Origin of the sequence: Leucobacter sp. 7(1) (genome assembly GCF_900163635.1) — a bacterium.
Taxonomy (GTDB): Bacteria; Actinomycetota; Actinomycetes; order Actinomycetales; family Microbacteriaceae; genus Leucobacter.
The window spans coordinates 1-24,899 of the sequence record NZ_FUID01000083.1 but is presented as its reverse complement, the minus strand read 5'-3'; the positions used below and the strand labels follow the sequence as shown (position 1 = coordinate 24,899).

Annotated in this window: 24 protein-coding genes; 9 read left to right on the top strand and 15 right to left on the bottom strand. The window is 67.9% G+C overall.

The window, feature by feature from the left end; all coding sequences use genetic code 11:
• The coding region (locus FM113_RS15690; RefSeq protein ID WP_140393315.1) for an IS30 family transposase at nt 1-245 on the top strand (245 nt) is incomplete at its 5' end.
• Nucleotides 246-328: 83 nt separating this feature from the next.
• On the opposite strand, the gene FM113_RS15685 is transcribed toward FM113_RS15690, so the two are convergent.
• The 6 genes from FM113_RS15685 to FM113_RS15660 all read right to left on the bottom strand — a co-directional run bounded on the left by FM113_RS15685 (nt 329) and on the right by FM113_RS15660 (nt 7,533).
• Nucleotides 329-2,062, bottom strand: coding sequence for a hypothetical protein (locus FM113_RS15685; RefSeq protein ID WP_087015773.1), 1,734 nt, complete (start codon nt 2,060-2,062; stop codon nt 329-331).
• Nucleotides 2,059-2,688 carry an ABC transporter ATP-binding protein gene (locus tag FM113_RS15680; protein ID WP_176387262.1) on the bottom strand — a complete coding sequence of 210 codons (630 nt, stop codon included), beginning with the start codon at nt 2,686-2,688 and terminating at the stop codon, nt 2,059-2,061. Before FM113_RS15680 ends, FM113_RS15685 begins: the two co-directional genes overlap by 4 nt.
• Before the next feature lie 53 nt (nt 2,689-2,741).
• Nucleotides 2,742-3,149 carry a phage holin family protein gene (locus FM113_RS15675; RefSeq protein WP_087015771.1) on the bottom strand — a complete coding sequence of 136 codons (408 nt, stop codon included), beginning with the start codon at nt 3,147-3,149 and terminating at the stop codon, nt 2,742-2,744.
• Nucleotides 3,150-3,245: 96 nt separating this feature from the next.
• On the bottom strand, nt 3,246-4,436 hold the full coding sequence (locus FM113_RS15670) for an AI-2E family transporter (RefSeq protein ID WP_254909046.1): 1,191 nt from the start codon (nt 4,434-4,436) through the stop codon (nt 3,246-3,248).
• A gap of 43 nt (nt 4,437-4,479) precedes the next feature.
• Complete coding sequence (gene thrC, locus FM113_RS15665) at nt 4,480-5,910, bottom strand: threonine synthase (RefSeq protein WP_087015769.1); 1,431 nt, start codon at nt 5,908-5,910, stop codon at nt 4,480-4,482.
• 108 nt (nt 5,911-6,018) lie between these two features.
• Nucleotides 6,019-7,533 (bottom strand): GuaB1 family IMP dehydrogenase-related protein, encoded by a 1,515-nt coding sequence (locus FM113_RS15660; protein WP_087015768.1) that lies wholly within the window; start codon nt 7,531-7,533, stop codon nt 6,019-6,021.
• A gap of 159 nt (nt 7,534-7,692) precedes the next feature.
• On the opposite strand from FM113_RS15660, the gene FM113_RS15655 reads away from it, so the two are divergent.
• Nucleotides 7,693-8,562 (top strand): DUF4190 domain-containing protein, encoded by an 870-nt coding sequence (locus FM113_RS15655; protein ID WP_176387261.1) that lies wholly within the window; start codon nt 7,693-7,695, stop codon nt 8,560-8,562.
• Between the two features lie 71 nt (nt 8,563-8,633).
• Here the strand turns inward: FM113_RS15655 and phnE are convergent, their stop codons facing one another.
• From phnE to FM113_RS15635, 4 genes are all read right to left on the bottom strand, one after another.
• Nucleotides 8,634-10,367, bottom strand: coding sequence for a phosphonate ABC transporter, permease protein PhnE (gene phnE / locus FM113_RS15650; RefSeq protein WP_087015766.1), 1,734 nt, complete (start codon nt 10,365-10,367; stop codon nt 8,634-8,636).
• The gene (gene phnC / locus FM113_RS15645) at nt 10,364-11,218 is read right to left on the bottom strand and encodes a phosphonate ABC transporter ATP-binding protein (protein ID WP_087015765.1); all 855 of its coding nucleotides are present in this window, start codon (nt 11,216-11,218) and stop codon (nt 10,364-10,366) included. The genes phnE and phnC overlap by 4 nt, the downstream gene beginning before the upstream one ends.
• Nucleotides 11,219-11,400: 182 nt before the next feature.
• On the bottom strand, nt 11,401-12,354 hold the full coding sequence (locus FM113_RS15640) for a phosphate/phosphite/phosphonate ABC transporter substrate-binding protein (RefSeq protein ID WP_176387260.1): 954 nt from the start codon (nt 12,352-12,354) through the stop codon (nt 11,401-11,403).
• Nucleotides 12,355-12,412: 58 nt separating this feature from the next.
• Nucleotides 12,413-13,162 (bottom strand): HAD family phosphatase, encoded by a 750-nt coding sequence (locus FM113_RS15635; protein ID WP_087015763.1) that lies wholly within the window; start codon nt 13,160-13,162, stop codon nt 12,413-12,415.
• Between the two features lie 154 nt (nt 13,163-13,316).
• Between FM113_RS15635 and FM113_RS15630 the strand changes: the two genes are divergently transcribed.
• Nucleotides 13,317-14,075, top strand: a complete 759-nt coding sequence (locus tag FM113_RS15630) for a GntR family transcriptional regulator (protein ID WP_254909045.1) — start codon at nt 13,317-13,319, stop codon at nt 14,073-14,075.
• Nucleotides 14,076-14,215: 140 nt separating this feature from the next.
• On the top strand, nt 14,216-14,677 hold the full coding sequence (gene mscL, locus FM113_RS15625; RefSeq protein ID WP_087015761.1) for a large conductance mechanosensitive channel protein MscL: 462 nt from the start codon (nt 14,216-14,218) through the stop codon (nt 14,675-14,677).
• A 101-nt stretch (nt 14,678-14,778) separates the two neighbouring features.
• Here mscL and FM113_RS15620 read toward each other — a convergent pair whose 3' ends face one another.
• Nucleotides 14,779-16,185 (bottom strand): dipeptidase, encoded by a 1,407-nt coding sequence (locus tag FM113_RS15620; RefSeq protein WP_087015760.1) that lies wholly within the window; start codon nt 16,183-16,185, stop codon nt 14,779-14,781.
• A 107-nt stretch (nt 16,186-16,292) separates the two neighbouring features.
• The gene (locus FM113_RS15615; RefSeq protein ID WP_087015775.1) at nt 16,293-16,925 is read right to left on the bottom strand and encodes an SOS response-associated peptidase family protein; all 633 of its coding nucleotides are present in this window, start codon (nt 16,923-16,925) and stop codon (nt 16,293-16,295) included.
• Between FM113_RS15615 and FM113_RS18000 the strand changes: the two genes are divergently transcribed.
• The 4 genes from FM113_RS18000 to FM113_RS15600 all read left to right on the top strand — a co-directional run bounded on the left by FM113_RS18000 (nt 16,924) and on the right by FM113_RS15600 (nt 20,170).
• A complete protein-coding gene (locus FM113_RS18000; protein WP_140393390.1) occupies nt 16,924-17,139 on the top strand; it encodes a hypothetical protein in 216 nt (71 codons plus the stop codon). The genes FM113_RS15615 and FM113_RS18000 overlap by 2 nt on opposite strands.
• Nucleotides 17,136-17,591, top strand: coding sequence for a YdeI/OmpD-associated family protein (locus tag FM113_RS15610; RefSeq protein WP_087015759.1), 456 nt, complete (start codon nt 17,136-17,138; stop codon nt 17,589-17,591). The genes FM113_RS18000 and FM113_RS15610 overlap by 4 nt, the downstream gene beginning before the upstream one ends.
• Before the next feature lie 165 nt (nt 17,592-17,756).
• A complete protein-coding gene (locus FM113_RS15605; RefSeq protein WP_087015758.1) occupies nt 17,757-19,133 on the top strand; it encodes a hemolysin family protein in 1,377 nt (458 codons plus the stop codon).
• On the top strand, nt 19,130-20,170 hold the full coding sequence (locus tag FM113_RS15600; RefSeq protein ID WP_087015757.1) for a hemolysin family protein: 1,041 nt from the start codon (nt 19,130-19,132) through the stop codon (nt 20,168-20,170). Before FM113_RS15605 ends, FM113_RS15600 begins: the two co-directional genes overlap by 4 nt.
• A gap of 94 nt (nt 20,171-20,264) precedes the next feature.
• On the opposite strand, the gene erm is transcribed toward FM113_RS15600, so the two are convergent.
• From erm to FM113_RS15585, 3 genes are all read right to left on the bottom strand, one after another.
• Complete coding sequence (erm, locus tag FM113_RS15595; protein ID WP_087015756.1) at nt 20,265-21,083, bottom strand: 23S ribosomal RNA methyltransferase Erm; 819 nt, start codon at nt 21,081-21,083, stop codon at nt 20,265-20,267.
• Between the two features lie 265 nt (nt 21,084-21,348).
• Complete coding sequence (locus FM113_RS15590) at nt 21,349-22,197, bottom strand: ABC transporter ATP-binding protein (protein ID WP_087015755.1); 849 nt, start codon at nt 22,195-22,197, stop codon at nt 21,349-21,351.
• Nucleotides 22,194-22,862 (bottom strand): FadR/GntR family transcriptional regulator, encoded by a 669-nt coding sequence (locus FM113_RS15585; protein WP_087015774.1) that lies wholly within the window; start codon nt 22,860-22,862, stop codon nt 22,194-22,196. Before FM113_RS15585 ends, FM113_RS15590 begins: the two co-directional genes overlap by 4 nt.
• Nucleotides 22,863-23,160: 298 nt before the next feature.
• Between FM113_RS15585 and FM113_RS15580 the strand changes: the two genes are divergently transcribed.
• Nucleotides 23,161-24,846 carry a 2-isopropylmalate synthase gene (locus FM113_RS15580; RefSeq protein WP_254909047.1) on the top strand — a complete coding sequence of 562 codons (1,686 nt, stop codon included), beginning with the start codon at nt 23,161-23,163 and terminating at the stop codon, nt 24,844-24,846.
• Nucleotides 24,847-24,899: the final 53 nt, after the last annotated feature.

The following is a 24,899-nucleotide window of genomic DNA, read 5'->3' as shown; positions in this document are numbered from 1 at the left end:
TCGATTCGGGGATCCCGGTGTTTATTTGTGATCCCCACTCGCCCTGGCAGCGGGGCTCGAACGAGAACCTCAACGGACTCATCCGGGATTTCTATCCCAAGGGCACGAACTTCAATAACGTGTCCGAGGACGAGCTCCAGCAGATGCAGGACTTGCTGAATGCTCGCCCGCGGAAGACGTTGGGGTTTAAGACGCCGGCTGAGACACTAGACGAGTACCTCAGGGGTGTTGCACTCACCACCTGAAACCGCCCCGCGAATTATCCCGATTTGCGTCCCCTCGGCGTCAAGGATCGGCTCGGAGGGGCCCGGTCGGGCACGCACGCACGCTAGTGCGCCGCGGCTTCGGTGCCCGAGGTGAGGCGGGACCAGGCCCATCCCCCGAGCCCGGCGAGCAGCACGAGCGACCCGAGCAGGGCGAGCAGCAGCCCAGTCCCGGAGGCGGCAGCCCACATCGCGCCCAGCGCCGCTCCGGCAAGCACGGCGACGACCGGGCCGTCGATCGACCAGAGGAAGACGTTGACCGCGGAGAGATCACCCGCCGCGGTGGGCACCGGGGCCAAGAGCCGAAGCGGGATCGTTCCCTTCAACGCCCCGGCAACCCGGAGCACCACGGCTGCCACGGCGAACAGCGGCGCGGTTGCGAGGACGAGTGAAACATCGGGGGCACCAGACGCGGTTCCCACAACCACGAATGCCAGCCCGGCGAGCACTGTCACGAGCATGGCGAGACCGAGTGCGACCACCGCGTGACGCAGGATCAGCCCGGCCGGGGAAAACGGGAAGAGCGGCGGGGATCCGGAGCCGCCCGCCGCCGCCGCGATGCCGCGGCACCACGGGCCCAGCGCCCACAGCGCGCAGACAAGTGCGAGCGCGCCAAGCAGCGCCGCTCCCCCGACCCCGCGCGGCACGCCCACCGCGGCCGCCCACAACGCGCCCGCTGTGGCCACGCCGAGCAGCGCGACGAGGCTGCGCCCGGGCGCGCGCAGGATCCCGAGCAGGTCGCGCCGCAGCAGGAGCGCCACCGGCCGATGCGCGCCAGCCGGACGGCCTGGGTGGACGAGCCGCAGCCGGCGGCCCCAACGAACCGGCACTCCAAACCGGGCGACGGCGGCGCTCGGGTCGCCGCTCAATGCAAGCGTGCTCGCGCTGTCCCAGGTCGCCGCCTGCGCGCGCAGCAGTTCTCGCGGGAAACCACTCGCCAGGGGAAACGCCGCGACGAGGAGCGCGAGGGCCACGATCGCGAGCAGGAGCAGATCGCCGGGAGTCACTCCCCCGAGCGCCGCGCCCGCCTCAGCGCCCAGCGCTCCCGACTGCACCTCGCGAGCCGCGGCGACGAGCACGCGCGCGACCGCCGACCACGGGTCCGCGAGTGGGGCGGAACCGCCCAGCGCGTCGGGGCCGCCCCCGGTCAGCACCGCGCTGTTGGGTGTCCCCGCGTCGGCCTCGCCGCCTCCGCCCGCGACAAGCTGCGCCCCAGCGAGGAGCACCAGGCCGCCCGCGATGCACGCGCGGGTACCCGGCCCGCGCTGGCCGAGGAGCTGCGCGGCCACAAGGATCGCGCCGAGGCACGTCCCGGCTGCCACGAGGGCCAGCCCGGTCCCCCACCCGAGCGTCCCGGACAGGAGCAGCGCCACGGCGACGATGCCCCCGGCGAGTGCACCGAGCAGCATCCCGGTGCCGAACCAGCGCAGGATCACCCCGGTAAGCAGGCGAACGCGCGGGATAGGCGTCGTGAACAGGAGGTCGAGCTGCGGCAGCCCGGCACGAGCGGGCCCGAAGTGGCCTCCCAAGAGCACCGCCCCCGCGGTGAGCAGCGTCAGCGCTGCGGCGAGCGTCGACGCATGCGCCGTGGCCACCTCGGGCAGCGCCGGGGCCAGCCCCAGAACGAGGGTCCGCACGAACGGCGCGACCACCGTGATCCCGAGCATCACGGCGAGGTAAATCCGGTAGCTCACGTCGCCCGCGGAGAGCTGCTCGCCGCGGGCGCGCCGGATCGCGCGGACAGCCCGAAGCCCGGTGAGGGACCCTCCAGACAGCAGGGCTCGCGATCCGCGCCTCACACCGCCGCGCCCCCGACGTGCAGGGACGTGTCGGCAACCCGGGCCACGAGTTCCGCGTCGTGCGAGGCGAACGCAACCGCGACACCCGATTCACGCGCCGCGAGGATCGCGTCGCCAAGGAGGCCCCGCCGGTGAGGGTCCAGCCGCTGCTCTGGCTCGTCGAGGAGCAGCACACTCCCGGGCCGGGCGAACGTCACCGCGAGCGAGACGAGCTGGCGTTGTCCACTCGAGAGCTCGTGCGGGAAACGAGTCTCGAGGTGCCGGATCTCGAAGCGGTCGATCGCCTCCTCGCCAAGGCCGGGCCAGGCCGCGGGCCGCACATCGGGTCGAGCCGCCGCGCCCGCCCAGGCACCAACAATCAGTGCGATCTGGTCGCGCAGCGTGAGATCGGGGTACAGCACCGGCGGTTCGATCAGGGCCGCAACGTGCTGCCGCACGGTGCGGGCTCGTTCGTCGAGACGCCGCTCGAACAGCGTGGCCCGACCACTTGTGGGACGGAGCCGTCCAGCGAGCACGCGCAACAGGGTGGTCTTCCCCGCACCATTCGGGCCGCGTACCGCAGCACAGCGGCCGGGGAGCAGCGCAAACGAGGTCTCGGGCAAGAGCGTCGCGCCGCTGAGTTCCACCCCCACCGCGTCTGCGGCAAGAATCGGGGTCGGTGCCGGATCAGGGCGAGAGGTCAGTGCTTCGCTCCCATCAGCTTCGCGGCTGCCCGACGCTTGAGTCGCTTGTCAACGACAAAAGCCATGATGATCCAGCCACCGAGCGCCGTAATCACCCAGACGATGATGGGCGCAAGCACCCAAGAATCGAGCCCCTGAATCTGGATCCCGTTCGGGAACAGGGTCGCGACCCAGAGCGCGAGCACCGTCGCGACAAGCCCGACCCCGCCCGCCAGCGGTGCGGCGTAGCGCTGCGCGATGTTCAGCACAAACGGGCCGAGGAGAGCGTGTGCGAGCGTGAAGACACCGAGCGCGACAAAAAAGCCGGCGACGTGCAGCGTGACTCCCGGGAGCGTGAAGTGGATCACGATGAGCGCAATCGCGCCGAGCACAATCTGCGTAAGGATCTGGAACAGGAACCGCATGACACTCCTTCGTCAGTCACGGCGGCAACCGCCGCGCTCGCTGCCAGAGTAGCGCACCGCCCGGGCCGCACCACGAGTGACGCCCGGGCGGACCCGCTATTCGCGCGCCTCGCGCGGCCGGAACCACTTGGCGGGGAGATTAGGCCCGTCCCACACCTGGATGATGCCCCAGGCGACGGCCGCGATCGGCACCGCCAGCACCGCACCCAGCACGCCACTCAGCACCGTGCCGATTGTCAGTGCGAGCAGGATCACCAGCGAGTGCAACTTCAGCGCGCGCCCCATCAGGACGGGTTGCAGGAAGTTGCCCTCGAGCTGGTTCACAAGCACGACGACTCCGACGACGAGGATCGCGCTCACTGGCCCGTTCGCGACAAGCGCGACGAGGGCGGCGAGGATGCCGGCGAGGGTCGCACCCACGATCGGGATGAACGCGAGCATGAAAACGAGTACAGACAGGGGCAGTGCGAGCGGCACCTGCAGGATCATCAAGCCGATCCAGATGCCGATGGCGTCGACGGCGGCCACCGCGGCGGTGCCACGTACATAGGAGCCAAGTGTCGCCACGGTTTTGTCGCCAGCGCGTTCCGCACGTGCGAGTCCGTTCCCCGTGAACGGGCGGAGCAGGAAGCGCCAGATCTGCGGGCCGTCTTTCAAGAAGAAGAACAGCACAACGACCATGAGGACAAGCCCCGTCACGAAGCCGGTGACAGCCCCGACCCCGGCGAGTGCCCCCGATCCGAACTGTGAGCTTGTCACGAAGTCGACAACGGTGTCCTGCCACTCGGAGATCTGGTCGGCGCTCGGAGCAAACGGCAGGGTCTGGACCCAATCGAGGACCTGGGTGAAGCCGTCTTGGGCCTGCGTCGCAAGCTCGTCCCACTCATCTCGCACGGCCCAGACGATCAACCAGCCGACGCCGGTGAGAATAAGCACGACCGCAAGCAGCACCATCACGGTCGCGAGGACCGAGGGAACGTTGCGATCTCGCAGCCACCGCATGACCGGCGAGAACGTCGAGGCGAGGATGAGCGCAAGCAGGATCGGGATCACCACGGTACTCAGGCTCCGAAGCCCGAGAATGACCACGGCGGTGAGTGCGAGCACGATGATGATCTGTAGCGAACGGGTCGCCATCTTGCCGAATCCGTCAGCCCACAATCCGCGCCGTCCTAACGCGGCTGGTGGCGGCGTTCCTGCCGACCGCCCAGACTTGGCGGCCCCGGTGTGCCGCTCGAGAATGGCGATCCGGTACTCCATCTCGCGCGAATTACGTCGTCCGAACACGTGGCCTCCCCCGTGGGTCGAGTGTGTGGTTGTGCGTCGGAGTCTACGCCCGCACGGCGCGCGCAGCGATGAACTCGCGCAGCTGTGCCGCATCGTCGCCCATCTCAACCACGTGCTGCGGCAGCTCAAGCAGGTCAGCGAGGTGCTCCGGCATCCCGAGCTGCGTGCCGGTCGCTTCGAGCACGATCTCCGGGAACTTCTCGGGCTTCGCGGTTTCGAGCACAAGCATGGGAACACCGGGCTCAACGTGCTCGCGCGCCACCTTCACGCCGTCGGCGGTGTGGGGATCAATGATGATCCCGCTCGCAGCGTGGACGTCGCGGATTGTTGCGACCCTATCGGCGTGGGTGCTTGTCCCACTCTGGAAGCCGAACTCGCCGTGGAGGCGAGGCAACTCAGCGGTGAGGTCGATGCGGCCCGTCTCGGCGAGTTCCGCCCAGGCCGCGGAGAGCCGTTCGGGATCCCGGCCCAGCAGGTCGAAAATGAAGCGTTCGATGTTCGAGGCCTTCGAAATGTCCATCGACGGGCTCGACGTCAAGTAGGTTTCAGCGGAACTGCGGGGGGCGTACATGCCGGTGCGGAAGAACTCGTCAAGGACGTTGTTCTCGTTCGCAGCGAGTACGAGGTGCCGAATCGGCAGCCCCATGGCCTTCGCGAGGTGGCCCGAGAGAATATTGCCAAAGTTGCCCGACGGCACCGTGACCGAAATCTCGAAGCTTGCGCGATCCGCCTCGGCAACGGCGTCGCTGGCCCGCAGCCACGCCCAGAAGTAGTACACCATCTGCGCGCTGATCCGGCCCAGGTTGATTGAATTCACGGTGCCGAGCGCGTGCGCACGCTTGAAGTCAAGGTCGCCTGAGAGTTCCTTCACGAGGTTCTGGCAGTCATCGAACACCCCCTCGACGGCAATGTTGTGGATGTTCTCATCGGTCAGCGAGTACATCTGCGCGCGCTGGAAATCACTCATGCGACCCTGGGGCGACAGCATGAACACCGCGATGCCGTCCTTGCCACGAAGCGCGTACTCGGCGGCGGATCCGGTGTCGCCGGAGGTCGCACCCAGGATGTTGAGACTGCGGTCGGCTCGGGCGAGTACGTACTCGAGTGCCTGTCCCAGGAATTGCATCGCCATGTCTTTGAAGGCCAGCGTCGGCCCCTCAGACAAGCCAACGAGCGTGATCTCGTCGTCAATCGCGGTGAGCGGGACGATCTCCTCGGCGACAAATTTCTCGGCACTGTAGGCTGCGGCGCACATGGCCGCGAGGTCCTCGCGCGGGATATCGGTGGCGTAGCGGCTCAGGATTTCCGTGGCCAGCTCGGGGTAGCTCAGGCCGCGCAGTGCCTCAATGTCTGCGGCGCTCAGCTGTGGAACGGTCTCTGGAACAACCAGGCCGCCGTCGGTGGCGAGCCCTTCCAGCAGGATCGCGCTGTACGGTGCCGGGGCCATGCCGCCGCGGGTCGAGATGTACTTCAACTTTGCTCCTCGTCGTTGGTGCCGCACCCAGTCTATTCGGCTGCGTATGCGGGAGGCGTGCGGGACCGGCAAGCGGCTCGATCCCGCACGTGCTGCGGTGCCCCGCTGCTACCAGCTCACCGGCAGCGCTTTGCCTTCCTCATAGCCCGCCGCGGACTGCAGTCCGACCCGGGCGCGGGCATGGAACTCCGCAAGGGAGGTTGCGCCCGCGTAGGTGAAGGAGGAACGCACGCCGGAGGTGATCATGTCGAGCAGGTCCTCCACACCGGGGCGCGCGGGATCGAGCAGAATCTTCGAAGACGAGATGCCCTCGGCAAAGAGCTCCTTGCGCGCGAGCTCGTATGCGTCGAGTCCACCAAACCGCCCCTGCACCGCCTTCGTGGAGGCCATGCCCCACGATTCCTTGTATTGGTGCCCGTCCGCGTCAGTCAGCAGTTCACCCGGAGACTCGGCGGTGCCTGCAAACCAGGATCCGATCATCACCGAGGCGGCACCCGCCGCGAGTGCGAGCGCCACATCGCGCGGGTACCGGACCCCACCGTCAGCCCACACGTGCGCGCCAAGATCCCGCGCCGCGGACGCCGTCTCAAGCACCGCGGAGAACTGCGGCCGCCCCACGGCGGTCATCATGCGGGTGGTGCACATCGCCCCAGGGCCAACTCCCACCTTTAGGATCGTGGCCCCCGCGTCAACAAGATCGTGCACGCCGTCGGCGGTGACGATGTTGCCCGCAACGATCGGGAGCCCCAGTCCCAGCCCACCGATCGTGCGCAGCGCCCGCAGCATGCTCTCCTGATGGCCGTGGGCGGTGTCAACAACAAGCACATCGGCGCCCGCAGCGACAAGGGCGCGGGCCTTGGCGGCGACATCCCCATTGATGCCGACGGCGGCGGCGACGGCGAGGCGACCATCGCGATCGACCGCCGGGGCGTAGATCGTGCGACGCAGCGCCGAGCGGCGAGAAAGCGTTCCCACGAGCCACTCGCCCGCGATCACTCCCACCGCCTCCGCCGCAGCCGGGCTATCGTTTCCGTCTGCCCCGTCCCCCGCCGCGGTCGCCGCGACGACGCGGTCGAACGCCACGCGAGCATCGTCGAGATCGGCAAGCTCAAGCAGTGCCGGAGTGCCGTGGAGCAGGTCACCCAGCCGCGCATCAGCGGGGACCGCCGCCAGGCGCTCCGCCGCCAGGATTCCGCGCAGGCCGGCCACCGGGACCCGCCCCGCAGCTCCATCGTCACTCCCGCGATCCGCGACCACAACTGTCTGTCCCGGCGCGCGCGGGATCAAGCGCAGCGCATCCGCGGCTGTCGCTTCCGATGCGAGCACAATCGGTGAGTCCACCGCGACAGGCTGATCCTTCACCCAGCGGATTGCCGCCTCTGTGTCTGCGAGCGCGAGGTCCTGCGGCAGCACCGCAAGCCCGCCCCGGCGCGCGAGCACCGCCGCCAGCCTCGGCCCGGTGACCGAGTTCATGTTGGCCGCAACAAGTGGCAACGTTGCGGGTGTGCCGTCTTCTGGACGCAGCTGCACGTCGAGCCTGCTGGTGACCGCGGAACGGCGCGGAACGAGAAACACGTCTGCATAAGTGAGATCGACCGTGGGCTGGCTTCCAAGAAACTCCATAGCTTCCACGCTAGGCCATCCCGGGCTTCAGGTCACCTGGCTGCCGTCACTACAATGGGCGGGTGCCACCCGCGATCGGTGTGCGCCCGGATCCACCTGCAACGTCGTCACACGGCAGGATCCTGCCCGTCTCAATCCTTGCCAAGGAGCCTATTCTTCATGTCCGACCCGAACCTCCCCGGTCCCGAGTCGTCGCAGCCGACCCCGTCGTCGCCGCTTCAGCCCACCGCAGATCAGCCCGCCGCAGACGCAACGCCGGCAGTGCCCGCGGCACCCGCGGCCCCTCAATCTGCCCCCGAGACCCCCGTTGCGCCGCCTGCGTACACCGCAGCCCCACCCGCCTACGCGGCCGCTCCCCCGGCACCGCCGGCTGACCAACCGCCGATGGGTGCACCGTACGGCGGCACGCCGTACCCCGGGACCCAGCCGCAGCAGCCCCCCATGAACACGCTCGCGATCATCGCGCTCGTCGGCGGCATCCTGTTCAACATTGTCGGCATCATCTGCGGCCACATCGCACTCAGCCAGATCAAGCGCACCGGTGAACGCGGTCGCGGCCTGGCGCTCGCCGGCACGATCATTGGCTACGTGAGCCTCGCTGCCTCGATCATCGGCATGATCTTCATGTTCGTGATCATCGGCGTCGCTGCCCAGACCGCCAGCACCTCGGTCTCGAGCTCGCTGAGCCAGCTCGACGGTGCCACCGCCGAGCTCGAGTCGTCGCTGCCCGAGAGCGGCGACCTCTCCCTCGACTCTGCGACGGCCGATATTGAGCGCTCGCCCGAGTTCTGCGCCGCGCTGACCACAGCCCTCGAGACCGAGAGCAACCCGAACGAGATCGAGTTCTCGCCCGAGGAAATCGCGGCGTATACGGCGCTCGCGAAGGTCGACAGCCCCCACCAGGACGTCTACCAGAAGTTCGCCGAGTTCACGAAAGATCCCGCGATCCTCACGAGCGACGCAGACTTCACCGCCGTGCTCGGAGACTTTTCCTCGGTACTCTTCGAGGACAGCTACGCCTGCGCCTAACCCGCAGTCCCACGCCTGAGCGCCCGAGGCCCCGTACGGAATGACCGTGCGGGGCCTCGGACGTTCCTGCGCTAGGCGAGCAGGCGCCGTAGCCAGGAGGAAAGGCCCTCCACAAGGAACACGATCACGAGCACGCAGAGCAGCAGGAACAGCAGCTCGTGCTGGTTGATTCGGGCCGCGCTCGAGAGCATGTACCCAATCCCGCCACCGCCCACGATGCCGAGCACAGTGGCCGATCGGATATTCGTGTCTAACAGGTACAGCGTGTGCCCCACGAACGCGGGTACCGCCTGCGGGAACGTCGCCCCCGCGAACACCTGCGTGCGCGTCGCCCCCACGGCGGTGAGCGCGCGTTCTGGGCCCGGGTTCACTTCTTCGAGTGAGTCCGCGACGAGCTTGCCGAGCAGGCCGACGCCACCGATCCCCAGCGCCAGCACGGCCGCGCCGGATCCCAGCCCCGTGAGAATGATGAAAAACAGCGCGAGCAGCAGTTCAGGCAAGCCGCGGATCGCGATGAGCGTCAGCCGCGCCCCGGCGCGGACCCCTGAATTCGGGGCCACATTGCGTGCAGCGAAGGCCCCGATCACCACGGAAAACACAACCGCAAATAGGGTCGCCGCGAAGGCGATCTGCACGGTTTCGAGGAGCGCAAGGAGCACATCTCCCCACTTTTCTTGTGCGAGGGACGGCGGCCACAACCGCGCGGCCGCAATACCGAGGTTCTTCCAGAAGTACGCAAAGCTACTCCCCTGGGTTGCGGCGATCACCACGGACGCCGACAGCACCGCCGCGGTTCCCCACATCAGGCCCACTTGGCGCAGCCGATCCGGCGTCCAGGGAATGCGACCCGCGCGACCGTGGCGCACCCGGGCTTCGCGGGTCGCCACCGCACGCGCCGCGCCCACCGCCTCGGCCGGGTCTGCGGTGAAACGCCGCACCAGGCGGTGTGCAATGCTCCGGCCCGCCGGCTGCGCACCGAGCAGCGAGCGCCGGATCAGCGCGGACACGATTTCGAAGGCCACGCACAGCACAAAAATGATGATCGCGAAGGGCATGGCCTCGCGGTAGTTCAGCGTCTGCATTGCGTGGCTGAGCTGCTGACCGAGCCCGGCCACTCCAACGAAGCCGAGGATCACCGAGACGCGGAGATTGATGTCGGCGCGGTGCAGCACGATGGCGATGTACGCGGGCAGCACCTGCGGCCAGACCCCGCCCCAGAACTGTTGGGCGCGGCTTGCCCCAGTGGCGCGGAGCGCGCGGACGGGGCCGTTGTCGATCTGCTCGATCGCGTCGGCCGTGAGCTTACTGATCATGCCAATTGAGTGGATCCCGAGCGCGAGCACTCCGGCGAGCGCGCCCTGCCCGATCACGAGGGCGAAGATCATCGCCATGATCGCGTCGGGTGCGGCCCGGGTGGTGACACCCAAGAACCGGCCCAGCACGCCGCTGGCACGGCCCGGGGTTGTATTGCGGGCAGCGAGATACGCGACGGGGATCGAGAGCACCGCGGCGAGCGCGGTACCGCAGAAGACGATAGCGAGGGTCAGCGCGCTGAGCCACAGCGTCTCCCCCACGGTGGGCCACACAAACGGCACGGTGCGGGCGAGGAACTGTCCGGCGTACTCCGTGCCCCGCACAAACTGTTCCCACGAGAGTCCGACGCCACGGAACGACACGAGGCCTGCCGCGAGCAACGCGAGCAATAGCGTGGCTGCAACAACCCCGTTCCGACTCGGTGTGGGGAGCGTCGCCAGTGGCCTGCCGACACGCGGAGCCGCCGGCCGTACGGCGGTCGTACCGCTCACGCGTGCGCCCCGCTCAACTCGCGCGCGCTCTGGCCCACGCGGTCATGGGTGAACTCGGAGCGCGGATCCAACCTCCCGAGCGCAGGCTCGGGCTCATCCACGGCGACTTGCCGATACACCTGCATCACGGAGTCGGCGTCGAGGGTGCCCGCGTCTTGATCCAGCACGACACGGCCGTGACGGAGCCCGACGATGCGGTCGGCCCACGCGAGCGCGAGCTCAACCTGGTGCAGACTACACACGACGGTGAGGCCGCGCCGCTCGGCGATCTCTCGGATCAGCGCCATCACCTGCTGTGAAGACTCGGGGTCGAGGGAGGCGACAGGCTCGTCGGCGAGCAGGATCTCGGGATCCTGCATCACGGCCCGCGCGATCGCGACGCGCTGCTGCTGCCCGCCCGAAAGCGTATCGGCACGTTGAAACGCGACGTGTTCGAGGCCCACCTCTGCGAGGAGCTCGAGCGCGCGCACGCGCAGTCTGCGCGGGTAGCTGAGAAGCCCCAGGCGCGGGCCACGCAGTGTGGCGAGCGCGCCCGTGAGCACGTTTTCGAGCACCGAGCTCGGGCCCACAAGCTCGAACTGTTGAAAGATGAACCCGATCCGGCGGCGGATCCCGCGCAGTTGCCCACCGCGCGCGCCCGCCAGGGAGGCTCCGAATACCGAAACGTCACCGGCGCTCGCGGTTTCCAGTCCGTTGAGGTGCCGCAGCAGGGTCGACTTGCCGGATCCGGAGAGCCCCAGCAGCACCACGATCTCCCCCGCGCTCACGCTGAGCGAGACTGTGTCGAGGGCCGTGGTGGGCCCGAACTGTTTCGAGACGTCGGTGAGTTTGATTGCCGGGGTGTCAGACATGGGGTGTGCTCCTTGGGGTCGGGGCAGGGTGAGGAGAGTTCGGATGGGATGCAGATCGCTGCGGGATCGGTGCTGGATCGCTGCTAGATCGGTGCCAGGCCGATGTCAGAGACCGATCCGGGTGACCCGGGAAGCCCGCACCCCAGTGCGGCGTCGGACCTCCCGGGTGGGTCAACCGCAGGCTACGGCTTGCATTGCGCGGCGCCGGTCTCTTCGCAGACCTTGCGCACGCTGTCGTAGTACGAGTCTTCGACAGGGACGATCTCCGTGAAGAACGCCCTGAAAGAGTCGGTCACTTCGATCCCCTCCGCTGCGATTTGGTCGATCGTGATGTTCTGCAGCGAGTCCTTGAGCGACTCTTGCACGTCCTTCGGCAGGTTTGTCGACATCACGAGCGGAGCACCCGGCACCGTGACCCTGTTGATGACGGTGAGGTCGCCCTCGGCGAACAACCCGTCGGCAATACCAGTCGTTTCAACAACCGCATCCTCCGCGAAGCCCGCGTCACACTCGACACCCTGCGCGGTCTTCTGTGCGGACGCGTCGTGGCCACCCGCAAATACCGGGGTGACGTCGCTCTCGGGGTCGAGGCCCGCGCTCAGCAACTCCGCGCTCGGGTACAGGTACCCGGAGGTGGATCCGGGATCCACGAAGCAGACCTTTTTCCCCTTGAGATCCGCAATCTTCGTGATGTCGGATCCGGCGGGGACCACAGTCAGTGACTCGTAACCGGGTTCCGCACCCTCGCTCGTCACGGTGACCCCGATCGGGGTGAGAGGTGCCCCACCATTTGTGGCGGCAACGTAGGTAAAGCCGGAGAAATTGCCAATGTCGATCCGGCCCGCGATGGAAGCCTCGACAAGAGCGGCGTAGTCGGTCGACTGCACAAGCTCGACCTCCTTGCCAGTCTTCGCGGAGATGTAATCGACAAGTGGCTGGAAGTTACTCTCAACCGATTGCTGGTCCGGGACCATACCCATAACCAGGGTGTTCTCGTCCTTCGCGAAGCCCTCGGCAGAGCCGGCCGGCGCGGCACCGGCATCGGCCGATTCGGCGGCCGGGGAGCACGCGGCGAGCGTGCCAACGAGCGAAAGACCGGCGACGAGCGCGAGGCCGCGGCGGAGTGATGTATTCACGGGTGTGCCTTTCAATGGGTGGTGGTGCGTACGGGTGTGAACGAGTGGACAGATCAGATCAAGGGGTGAGCGGACGGGCATGGCGCTCCGCCACGGCTCGGACCCAGGCGGCATCGGTGCCACGCAGGCCTGGCACGAGCTCGTGGGCATGCGCACCCCAGCTCGCGCCGTCTGCGCGGACAAGCACGCTGGTGCAGCCCGCCGCAAGGGCCGCGCGCAGGCCCACTTCGGAGTCTTCAAGGACGACGCACTCCTCCGGAGCGCGACCCAAGAGTGCGGCGGCGCGGAGATAGGGTTCCGGATCCGGCTTGGTATGCGTCACGTCGTCGGCGCTGATTGTGTGCATGAACAGGGAGAAGTCAACGTGGCGGGCGGCGGCCTCGACCCAGCGCCGGGACGAGCTCGTCACCAGCACGAGCGGGACTCCTGCCGCATCGAGCGAGCGCAAGAGTTCTTCCGCGCCCGGGCACCAGCGGATGTTGCCCTCCATCGCCGCGAGGGACTGGGCCTCAAGCTGCGCGGCGACAGTCTCGTGATCGACGGGGGTGCCGGAAAGCTCAGCCACGATCCGGGCGCTGGCCTGTTCGGTCGTGGCCCCCTCCAGACTGGCGACGAGTTCCGCCGACGCCGTGATCCCGACCGCCGCGAACGTGGCCCTGACTGTGTCGAGCCAGGTGGCTTCGGTGTCGAGCAGCGTGCCGTCCATGTCGCAGAGCACCGCCAGGCGCGTGGGTGCCAAAACGTGGTCCACGGCCGTGGACAGGATGTCGATGAGTTCCGCGGAGAGCGCGGGGGATGCGATGTTCACCCGTTCATTACGGCCGCCCCGGGTGAGCAGCACCGAACGGGCATATGAACTGGCCGTGAACGCTTGGGTGAGATTCCCCACGAGGGCAGGACAACTGCGAACTCCTGTCCACTCGCCGCGCACGCAGATCGCCCAGCACCCGTACGCTGGCCCGGTGAGCACCGCACCCACCACCTCCCATCGCCAGATCCTGCGCGACCTCCTCGCCAGGATCGTCGACGGCGAGTTTGCCGCTGGCACGGCTCTCCCCTCCGAGACGAAACTGGCAGAGCGCTACGGCGTTGCCCGCGGCACGATCCGCAACGCACTCGCCGGCCTCGCGGATCGCGGCATGCTGACCCCGGTACAGGGAGCCGGATGGATCGTGCAGTCCACACTGCACACTCAGAGCTTTGTGGAGCTGCGCTCCTTTGCGCAGTGGGCGCGCAGCAAAGGTATGACGCCCGGTGGCCTCGTGCACGCCTCGGAACCGGGTGCGGCGACCGCGCTCGAGGCCCGCAAGCTGCGCGTCTTGGCCCGTAATGCGGTGCTGCGGGTCACGCGAACGCGCACCCTCGATGGGCGCATCGTCATGCTGGAACGCACCACATACCCCGCGTGGATGACGGACCACATCAGCGTCATCCCGGCCGACGAGTCCTCGGTAGTCGACGTGATGCAGCGCCAATTCGGGATTACAACCGCGCACGCAGACCACGCGATCGACGCGGTACCTGCCTCGAGCGCCGATGCGGCACTGCTCGGGGTCCGTCGGTCCAGCCCGCTGCTGCGGGTGCGACGCACAAGCTTCACGAGTGGCGGGCGCCCCATCGAATATGGCGAGGACCGCTACCTCCCCGACACAGTCACGTTCCAGGTTCAGGCCTCCAGCGTGGGAAACACCCTGACACGCAGCGAGTTCAGCCCCGACTAGGTGTCGTTCTTAGGGTCCCTGACACCCCGCAGCCCAGCCGCGGTGCCCGAGCCGTTCGGGCCCGGCACGCGCGCCGTGCTCGCGCTGGGACCGCGGCGGCCACTAACGTAGTGCACAGACACTTCAGGGAGGGAGTACGTATGTTCAAGGGATTCAAGGAGTTTTTGCTCCGCGGCAACGTCGTTGATCTGGCCGTCGCGGTCGTCATTGGTGCGGCGTTCAATGCCGTGGTCCAGAAGGTTGTTGACGCACTCATCAACCCGATCATCGGCATGGTGTTCAAGGCGGACTCGCTCGATGGGGCCCTCGTCGTCGCGCTGCCGGGCGGCGGATCGCTCGCCTTCGGTGCGCTCATCGGCGCGATTCTGAACTTCCTCATTGTCGCCGCGGTGGTCTACTTCGTATTTGTCATGCCGATGAACCGGCTGCGCGACGCAACCACGAAGTCAGCGGATCCGGACGAGCCCGCGGCCGAAACCGAGCAGGAACTCCTCGTCGAGATCCGCGATCTGCTCCGCGCACAGGCCGTTGCGGCACCCGCTGCCGTGGCAACCCCGCCCGCACCGGCATCTCCCGAGGCGCCGGGCGCGCACCGCGAGTAACCCTCTGCCTCACGCACACGGCCCCCGAACCTCAGCGGTTCGGGGGCCATACGCATTTCCGGTGATCCCGGCGCTCATGCTGCTGAGCTCCAGCTGTCGCCCTAGAGCTGTCGCGCGTTCAGCCGAGCCAAGAACAACGCCTCGGTCAGCACGGACTTCCGGAACGACTCGATGTGCAGCGATTCGTTCGGGCTGTGCGCGCGGCCGTCCGGATCCTCCACACCCGTGACCAGGATCTGCGCACCCGGGAATTCCTCAACAAGTTCCGCGATGAACGGGATCGACCCGCCCACCCCAATGTCCACGGGTTCCTTCTCCCAGGCATCCGCCATCGCGCCGCGCACGTCCGAGACGGCCCAACCGCTCGTGTCCACGAGGAACGCCTGGCCGAAGTCCGGATCTTCGAAGCTCAGGTGTGCCCCGAAGGGCGCGTTCGCGCGCAGGTGCGCCTCAATCGCGGCGTACGCTATTGCGGGATCCTGCCCCGGCGCGATCCGGGCGCTCACCCGCACGCGCACACCGGGGATCAGCGTATTCGAGGCGTTCGCCACGTCGGGTGCATCGATACCGGTGAGCGTGATCGCCGGCTGCGCCCACTGCCGTGAGAGGATCGCGCCGCGCCCAATCGAAGTCACACCCTCCAGGAGGCCCGCCTCCTCACGCAGCCGTTCCTCCCCGTACTCGGGAAGATCGAGATCCGCCGTGACGAGGCCCGGCACCGCCACCGCGCCCTCCGCGTCCCACAGGGAGTTCAGGGTGCGCACGGCGGCAAGCATGCCGTCCGGAACCGCCCCGCCAAACATCCCGGAGTGCGAGGCGTGATCCAGCGTGTCCACCCGCAGGTTGAAGGCGACCGCACCGCGCAGTGCGACAGTCAGTGCCGGAGTCTCGGTGTCCCAGTTGCTCGAGTCGGCGACGACAATCGCGTCCGCGGCGAGCAGGTCCCGGTTCTCGCGCAGGAAGTTCCCAAACGACTGCGACGCCCACTCCTCCTCGCCCTCGATGAAGAGGGCGATCCCGAGATCCATGTCGGTGCCGGCCGCCTCGGCCGCAGCCGCGAACGCGCGGATCGCGCCCAGGTGCGACATCACGCCAGCCTTATCGTCAGCCGCGCCGCGGCCATAGAGGCGGCCGTTCCGCTCGGCCGGTTCAAACGCCGGGGAATCCCAGTCCTCGTCCTTCCCCGGAGGCTGCACGTCGTGGTGCGCATACAGCAGCACCGTGGGGCGGCCGTTCTTCGGTTCACGGCGTGCCACCACGGCGGGCTGGCCCATCTCCTCGGTGTCACCGATGGGTGCGCGGCGCACATCCACAGTGTCGAACACCCCCGATTCGCGCAGCAGCGCAGCGATCGCGTCCGCGCTGTGCGCCACGTGCGCAGCGTCGAACGCGGGCCACGAGACTGACGGGATCCGCACGAGGTCGGCGAGATCCGACATCGTCCGCGGGAACTGCTCGGCAACGGTCGCGCGGATGCCCGCCTCGAAAGCTGTCTGATCCTGCTCCATGTGTGCTGTCCTTCCCCGGGCGCGGGAAACGCCCCCAAAAATGCTGTCGATTCAGACTATCGCCGGGTGCGGCTCGCGTGTCCTGGTCGACTGGGTCGGGGCGCAGCTCAGGCGGCGGGTTCGGCGATCACCAGCGCGGATTCTGCGAGCGGCTCTGACGCGGCCACAATCTCGCTCACCAGCGCGGGATCCCCTGGGCGCTGCGGGTCTAGCCACTCGGCGTGCGATTCGCGCGCCAGGATCAGCGGCATCCGTGGATGCACCGTGGCCGCTTCCGCTTCGGCGGCCCGAGTGACCATCGCGTAACTCAGGAGCGTGCTCCCATCGGCCTGCGTGAACGGAGTGACAATCGCGGCGATCCCAAACAATTCGTCTCCGGGCAAGGCGAAGGTGTGACCCTTCTCGATGTACCAATTCGCCGGAATAATTGCCCGGCGCTGCAACGGGTCCCGCCACTTCGTCGCGAGCGTATCCTCGCGGGCGTTGAACGCCGAAAACTTCGCGGGTACCCCGCCGACGTGCAGCCACCACCAGGCGAGATCCACGCGCGGTGCCCCAAATCCGGCATGGATCAGCGGGTTGAGGTTGCGGGCGTTGCGGCCCGTAATTCGCGCCGTGCTGCGGTGCTGCCGTGCCCACTCGGCAAGCAGGGCCCGGCTTTCCGGCTCGTGCATCGGCGGCAGGTCGAAGGTGAGCTCGAGGTCATGCGGGCCGCCGCCCAGCCCATAGCTTGCGCACATGCCCACACTGTACCCCTCGGCGCACCGCACGTACACGGATCCGGCACCCGCTCACGCGAGCCTCCCCAGCTCCGCGTTCACGGAGCCGCAGGAGATTCACGAGGAAACGGACGCAATCCCCGAAAAATCTCCGGCGAACTCGAGAATCTCCGAGGCGTACAGTAAACCTGGAGGGGGTGAGGAGTCCGGACGGGCTGCTACGCTCCCCGCATGACCCTCCGCATTCACGCAACGCTCGAGCCTGTCGGTCCCGCTACCGCGCTCGAACTCAGCGATTCCCAGGTGGCTGAGCTTGGCGGCGGTGCCCGAGCTGCCGTGCGCGTCACAATCGCCGGACGGACGGCACGGCTTCGATTGGCGCGGATGGGCGGGAGTAACCTCATTGGCCTCTCGAAGGCAGCACGTGGTGAGTTGGGCGTCGAAATCGGCGACACCATCGAGGCGGAGATTGCACTCGACGCCGCTGAACGCACCGTAGACGTCCCTCCCGAACTTGCCGCGGCGCTCGACGCTGCGCCAGGCGCGCGGGCCGCTTTTGATGCGCTCGCCTTCACCCGACGCAAGGAGCTCGTTCGCGGGATCTCAGACGCGAAGCGGGTAGAGACCCGGGAGCGCAGGATCGCTGCTGCCGTGGCCGAGCTCGCCGCCCCCACGGCGGAACGGTGACCCAATTCCCCCGGATCTCCTGATCACAGCCCCGCACTCCCGGCGAAATCACAGTTCTCGGGGCGGCGCATTTTTCTAGAATCGAAGCATGGACGATTCTTCTGGTCATAGACCCCGGCTCACCTCGACACGACCGACGGCTTCGGTTCGACTGCGGGGTGAGCATTGAGTTCCGAGCTGTGGGGCATCCTCGCGGGCGTCGTTTTGACCGTGGGAACCGGGTTCTTCGTGGCGTCCGAGTTTGCCCTTGTGAATCTCGACCGCTCCGAGCTGGAACGACGCCGCTCCCGGGGCGAAAAGGGCCTCGGCCCCACAATCTCTGCGCTGCGCGTCACATCGACTCACCTGTCGAGCGCGCAGCTGGGCATCACGCTGACCACACTGCTCGCGGGATTCACCTTTGAGCCCGCCATCAGTGCGCTGCTGCGCGCACCGCTGGAAAGCATTGGCCTCCCCGCGGGGCTCGTGCCCGGTGTGGGCACCGTCGTCGCGATTGTGCTCGCCACACTGTTCTCCATGATCATCGGCGAGCTCATGCCCAAGAACTTTGCGCTCGCCGTGCCGCTGGCGACCGCGAAGTTCGTGGTGCCGTTCCAGCTTGCCTTCACCTTTATCTTCAAGCCAGTAATCCTCTTTTTCAACGGCACCGCGAATCGGGTGATCCGCTCGTTCGGAATCGAACCGAAGGAGGAACTGTCCGCAGCACGGAGCGCGGAAGAGCTCGGCTACCTGATCCGGCGCTCCGCGACCGAGGGGTCGCTCGATCTCGACGACGCCAGCATGTTGGAGCGCACGCTGCGTTTCTCAACACACACCGCCGATGCCGTTATGACGCCCCGCGTCGACGTCGTCACGTTGCCGGGCACGGCCTCCGCCGAGGACGTGATCGCAGCTGCTCAGCGCAGCGGTCACTCGCGTTTCCCAATTTTGGGAACGGGGATCGACGACGTGATCGGGATCGCACACGTCAAGACCGCCTACGGCGTCGACTTTGACCGACGAGCCGACACCCCAGTGACATCCCTCACCACCGCACCGCTCCGTGTCCCCGAAACCGCGGGAGTGGGCAGCCTGCTCGGGACGCTCCGGGGCCGCGGCTACCAAATCGCGGTCGTCGTCGACGAACACGGCGGGACCGCCGGCATCGTCACCCTGGAAGACCTGGTCGAGGAACTGCTCGGAGAACTGCTCGACGAGCACGACGATCCAGCAGAGTTTGCCACCGACGTGATCTTCGAGCCGGAATCAGTGCTCTTCAGCGCCGGGCTCCGGCCGGACGAACTCCACGCACGCGCCGCGATAGACGTGCCCGAGAGCGCCGAGTACGAGACGGTCGCCGGCTTTGTGCTGCACTCACTGGGACGTGTTCCCGAACTCGGCGAGGAGGTTCCCCTCGACAACGGGAAGCTCCGGATTGAGCGCCTCGACGGGGCCCGGATTGAGCAGCTCCGCTACCTGCCAGCGACCCCGCACACCGACCCCGGCACCGCCGGGGAAGTCCGCACGCCCAGCACCACCGAACCCCAGGAGCGCACCCGATGAGCGAGTACATCCCCGGCCTCGTGTGGCTGTTTGTACTGCTCGCCGTCAACGCGTTTTTCGTGGGGGCCGAGTTTGCTGTGATCTCCGCGCGCCGCTCCCAAATAGAGCCACGCGCCGCAGCGGGCAGTCGCGCGGCACAGACAACGCTGTGGGCCATGGAGCACGCCACGCTGATGCTCGCGACAAGCCAGCTTGGCATCACCGTGTGCTCACTGTTGATTCTCAACGTTTCCGAACCCTCGATCAAGCATCTGCTGGAGGTTCCGCTGGCGTGGACCGGGCTGACCCCGGGAATGGTGACGGGCGTGGCCTTCGCGATCGCCCTGATCCTCGTGACGTTCCTGCACGTCGTGTTCGGGGAAATGATCCCGAAGAACATGGCCTTCTCAGTGCCGGATCGTGCCGCACTGATCCTCGCGCCACCGCTCGTGTTCGTCTCGCGCGTGGTCAGCCCGCTGATCCGATCGCTGAACTGGGCCGCCAATGGGATCCTGCGCCTCTTCCGCGTGGAACCGAAGAACGAGGCTACGAGCGCGTTCACGCTCGACGAGGTCGCGAATATCGTGGCGCAATCCACAAGCGAGGGCACGCTCGTTGACGATTCGGGCACGGTGTCTGCCGCGTTCGAGTTCACGGAAAAGACAGTCGCGGATGTCGAGCTGCCGCTCGCGTCCCTCGTGCTGCTCCCCCACGGCGCCACGCCGCGGGACGTGCAGCGCGCGGTCGCGGGGCACGGGTTCTCCCGCTTTGTCGTGGCGGACGCTGCGGGCACCCCCACCCGCTACGTGCACCTCAAGGACGTGCTGGGACTGAACACGCTGGCGGATCGCGAACGCCCCATCCCGGATGATCTGCTGCGACCACTCAGCGTCGTCGCGCAGCACGCGGAACTTGAGGACGCCCTCGCCCAGATCCGAGGAAGTGGCAGCCACCTCGCTCGCGTGACCGACGCGGACGGTGCCACGACCGGGGTGCTCTTCCTGGAAGACATCGTCGAAGAACTCATCGGCGAGGTCGAGGACGCGACGCGACGGTAGCCGCGGCCTCGAGATCCAGGCCCGGACCCGGTTCCCGGGTCCGAGCCCCTCCCCTCGTCGCGCGCGCTGCCGAGGGGACGCACTTCGGGGTCAATCACGACGTGTGACCCCGAAGTGCGTCCCCTCGACGAGAAGTTTGGGGGCGGGCTGCCAGGCCGTGCCAGAGCCCGGCCCACTGCTGCGGTGCGAGATCCCTCGGCCGCGCACGGTTGGGAATGCCGGCCTCCCGCATTGCGGCGCTGACCGCAGCCGACCCGATCCCGGTCGCGCGGCCCAAGACGCGCGCCAGCCCGTTCCCGGGACCGGTGAACACGCGGCGCACAAACTCGGCGTACGCGGCACGCTGCGCTGCTGGAACCAGCGGCTCCGTCCGGCGCTCAAGGGTGAGAATGCCGCCGTCGACGCTGGGCGACGGTCTGAAGCCTCGGGCCGGAACGCGTCCCGCGAGGGTGCACGCAATCCACGGGGCAACCTGGGCGGTCAGCAGAGTGCCCCCACCCACGCCAGCCCGCTTGCGTGCGACCTCCCACTGGGTGATCAGGATCGCCTGCCTCCAGTGCGGGGTACGGAGGATCCGGCGCAGAATCGGGGTAGTCAGATGAAAGGGGATATTCCCCACAAGCACTGAGGCGTCCAGGCTGGTGCGAAGAGCATCGGCACACCGAACATCGACCTCCGGGAGCGCGCGCTGCAGGCCCTCAGCACGCTGCGCATCGAGTTCGAGCGCGACAAGCGGGCGGCCGAGGGCTGCAAGCCTGCGAGTAATGGCACCGTCACCGGCACCGATCTCCAGGATCGGCCCCGAGGTGCGGCGTGCGAGCTGCTCAATGAGGTCGAGCGTGGGGGTGTGAATGAGGAAGTTTTGGCCGAGTTCGTGGCGGCCGCCGTGCGGAGACGGAGTCGTGCGAGGCATGGGTGCGCTCCAGAAAGATGATGCGGAGCACCCCGTGGGCGTGCGGACCCTGAGGGTACGCGAAGCGGCCCGGCCGAGGTGCAAGGTCAACTCGGGGGCGGCGCGGCGGTGTACGCGGGCGCGCCGCTAGGCGCAGCGACCGCGGAACGGAAGATGACGCCCCGCCCGGAGCGCACTATCTGACATACCCATGCGCATCAGGGTAGCAGCCACACCCACCCCGGGCGAAGTTGCCGGAGGAACCGCACGGGCACAGAGCCTGGGCCTACCCGGCCAGGACCGGCTGCGGGATGCGCTCGGCGCGCGCCGCCCAGCGGCCATCTTCCTTCGTGACTCGGATCGGGTGCTCGAAGGCGCGGGAGATCACGTCGGTGGTCACGACCTCGTCTACGACCCCGGCCGCAACGACCGCCCCGTGCGAGATCGCGATCGCGTGGGTAGTGGTCTCGGGGAGTTCTTCGAGGTGGTGTGTCACGAGGATCGTGGTGAGTTCAGGCTCGCGTACCGCAAGCGCGTCGACTGTCTCCAGGAATTGCTCGCGGGAGGCCACGTCAAGGCCCGTCGTCGGCTCGTCGAGGAGCAGCAACCGCGGTTCGGAGACAAGGGCGCGTGCAATCAGCGCGCGGCCGCGCTCACCCTGGGACATTGTCGGCCAGCGCGCGTCTCGGCGGTGTGCCAGACCGACGGTCTCGATCACGGCATCCGCCCGCGCGATGTCTTCGGGTGTCGGGGCCCAGCGCATCGGGAGCTCGATCGTTGCGGTCAGACCGGTCAGCACAACCTCATGCACAGTGAGGGGCGAGGAGAGCGGATGGCGCGGGTTTACGTGCCCAATCTCGTGCCTGAGCGCCTGCAGATCCACTCGGCCAAGTGTCTGACCGAGCACTCGCACGGTGCCCCCACTCGGGTGAGTCTGCGCCCCGCAGAAGCCCAGGATCGTGCTCTTGCCTGCACCGTTCGGGCCGAGCAAGGCCCAACGTTCGCCCGCACGCACGGTGAGGCTCACCCCACCCAGGATGTCATTCCCGTTGCGGCGGAATGCAACTTCTTCGAGCTCGATCACCGCTGGCGGGAGACCACAGGCGTCGGTCAGTGCAGGAGACAGCTGGGTCATGCGAGGTTCTCTTTCAGGGATCGCAGGTGGTCACGGCTCAGCGCGGACGCGCGCACGGTATCGCGCTCGGCGACGGCGTCGGCCAGGTCGATGTGGGCATCATGGTCGGCGTCACTCCCAAAAGCGACACGAATCCGGAGCATTTCGATCATCGCCTGCCGCACGCGCGGCGTGAAGCCGTCGAAGAGTTCGAGCAAGATCGGGTTGTGCGCGGCCGCCACGATGCTGCGGTGAAACGCGGTGTCGGCGTCGACGTGGTCGCCGAGGTCGGTGCGGTGCACGGCTCGGTGCGTCAGCGCGCGCCGGATCGTGCGCAGGTCGGCGGGCGTGCGCCGTTCCGCGGCAAGGGCTGCGGCCTCTGTTTCGATCGCGGCGCGTGCCTCGATCACCGAGACAATGTCCGCGCGCAGCAGCACGGCATCCCAGTCTTCGCGCGCGTCGAGCGCGGTCACAAACACCCCGGCGCCTTGCCGGGAGGCGAGCACCCCGCGCCCCGCAAGCTGCCGGATCGCCTCGCGCACCGTGGAGCGCCCGACGCCAAGCTGCGGGGCGAGCGTTGTCTCCCCCGGAAGCTTTTCGCCGAGCTGCCATTCCCCCGCGCGGACACGTGCGAGTAGGAGCTCGGCGGCTTGATCCGCGAGCGGGGCTCGGCGCAGCTGCGTCATCTGGGCTCCCGTGAGGTCGAGTGATTGGCCTTCCACCGTATCACTCCTCAACTTGTCTGAGGAGTTGTGCTACGGTTTCACCCATGCGATTGCGCGCTCTCCTCCTTCTCCGCCACGACGGGGCCTGACCGACCGGCCCCCCGTCGTGGAGTCTGACGTGCCGGTCAACTTGACCAGCCAGAGGAGCACCCCCATGACCATCACCGCGTCCACCACCACACCCTTCCCCGGGATCCGCACCCCCGACGGCCCGGTCCCAGCGCACGCGCCGCACTGGAACCAACAACGCCACTCGGCAATGCCGTCACACCGCTACCGCGACGCCTACTCGCGCGTCGACATTCCGCTCACCGAGCGCGCCTGGCCGAGCGCCAAGCTCACCGAGGCGCCGCTGTGGGTACCCGTGGACCTTCGCGACGGCAACCAGGCCCTCGCCGAACCCATGGACCCCGCGCGCAAACGGCGATTCTTCGAACTCATGGTCGCGATGGGGTACACCGAGATCGAGGTCGGCTACCCCTCTGCCTCACAAACTGACTACAACTTCGTGCGGCTCATTGCCGACAGCGACATCGCGCCGGAGCACGTCACCATCGTCGTCTTCACCCCCGCGCGCCGCGACCTCATCGAGCGCACCGTGCAGTCCATCCGCGGGATCCGGAACCCCGTAGTGATCCACATGTACACCGCCACGGCACCGACGTGGCGGGACACGGTACTCGGGAAGGATCGCAACGCGCTCACCGAGTTGATTCTCTCCGGCGGACGCGACGTACTCGACTTTGCCGGCGATCTGCCGAACGTCCGCTTCGAGTTTTCGCCGGAGGTGTTCAACCTCACCGAGCCCGATTACGCGCTCGACGTGTGCGACGCGATGACCACGCTGTGGGATGCAGCGCCGGATCGGCCCGTCATCCTGAACCTGCCCGCCACTGTCGAAATCGCGACCCCCAACGTGTACGCCGACCAGATCGAATACATGCACCGAAACCTCGCGCGGCGGGACAGCGTGATCCTCTCGGTGCACCCGCACAACGATCGCGGGACGGGGATCGCCTGCGCCGAACTCGCGGTACTCGCGGGCGCGCAGCGCGTGGAGGGGTGCATCTTCGGCAACGGTGAGCGCACCGGCAACGTCGACATCGCGACCCTCGCGTTGAATTTACACGCACAGGGCGTCGATCCGATGATCGATTTCTCCGACATCGACGAGATCCGCCGCACCGTCGAACACGCGAACCGGATCGAGATCCACCCCCGCCACCCCTATGTTGGGGACCTCGTCCACACCGCGTTTAGCGGCACCCACCAGGACGCCATCAAGAAGGGCTTCGCCGAACACCGCGAACGCGCCGCGGCCACCGGAGTTGCCGAGTCAGCGCTCGAGTGGCGGGTCCCGTACCTGCCCGTCGACCCTGCGGATTTGGGGCGCAGCTACGACGCCGTGATCCGCGTCAACTCGCAGTCCGGCAAGGGCGGAATCGCGTACCTGCTCGAAGCCACATACGGGATCGAGCTGCCGCGCCGATTCCAGATCGAGCTGGCGCGCCGCGTGCAGGCGCACACCGACGAGCACGGCACCGAGGTCGACGCCGCTGCGCTGTGGGGGATCTTCGGACGGGAGTTCCTTGCTTCGAGTCCCGACTCTTCCAGCCCGCGGGTCGCGCTCACCGGGCACGAGTCCGGAGACTCCGCCGCGGGATCCCACACGCGCGTCGACATCACCGTCGACGGGGTGGCGAGTAGGCACGAGGCGCACGCCGACGGCCCGGTTGCGGCACTCGTGGCGGCGCTTGGCGAGCGCGGGGTCGCACTGGAAGTGCTGGGCCTGCACCAGACCAGCGTGGGATCGGGCGCGGGAAGTGAGGCGCTCACGCTGATCGAATACCGCTCAGCGCGCAGCAGTGGCTGGGCCGCGGGGACGTCCCCCTCGGTGCTCGGGGCGAGCCTCGCCGCCGTGGTTCGCGCGGCCAACGTGGCGTAACGGGAGGCGGGGTGCGGCGCATGCCCACACCCCGCACCCCGCACCCCGCACCC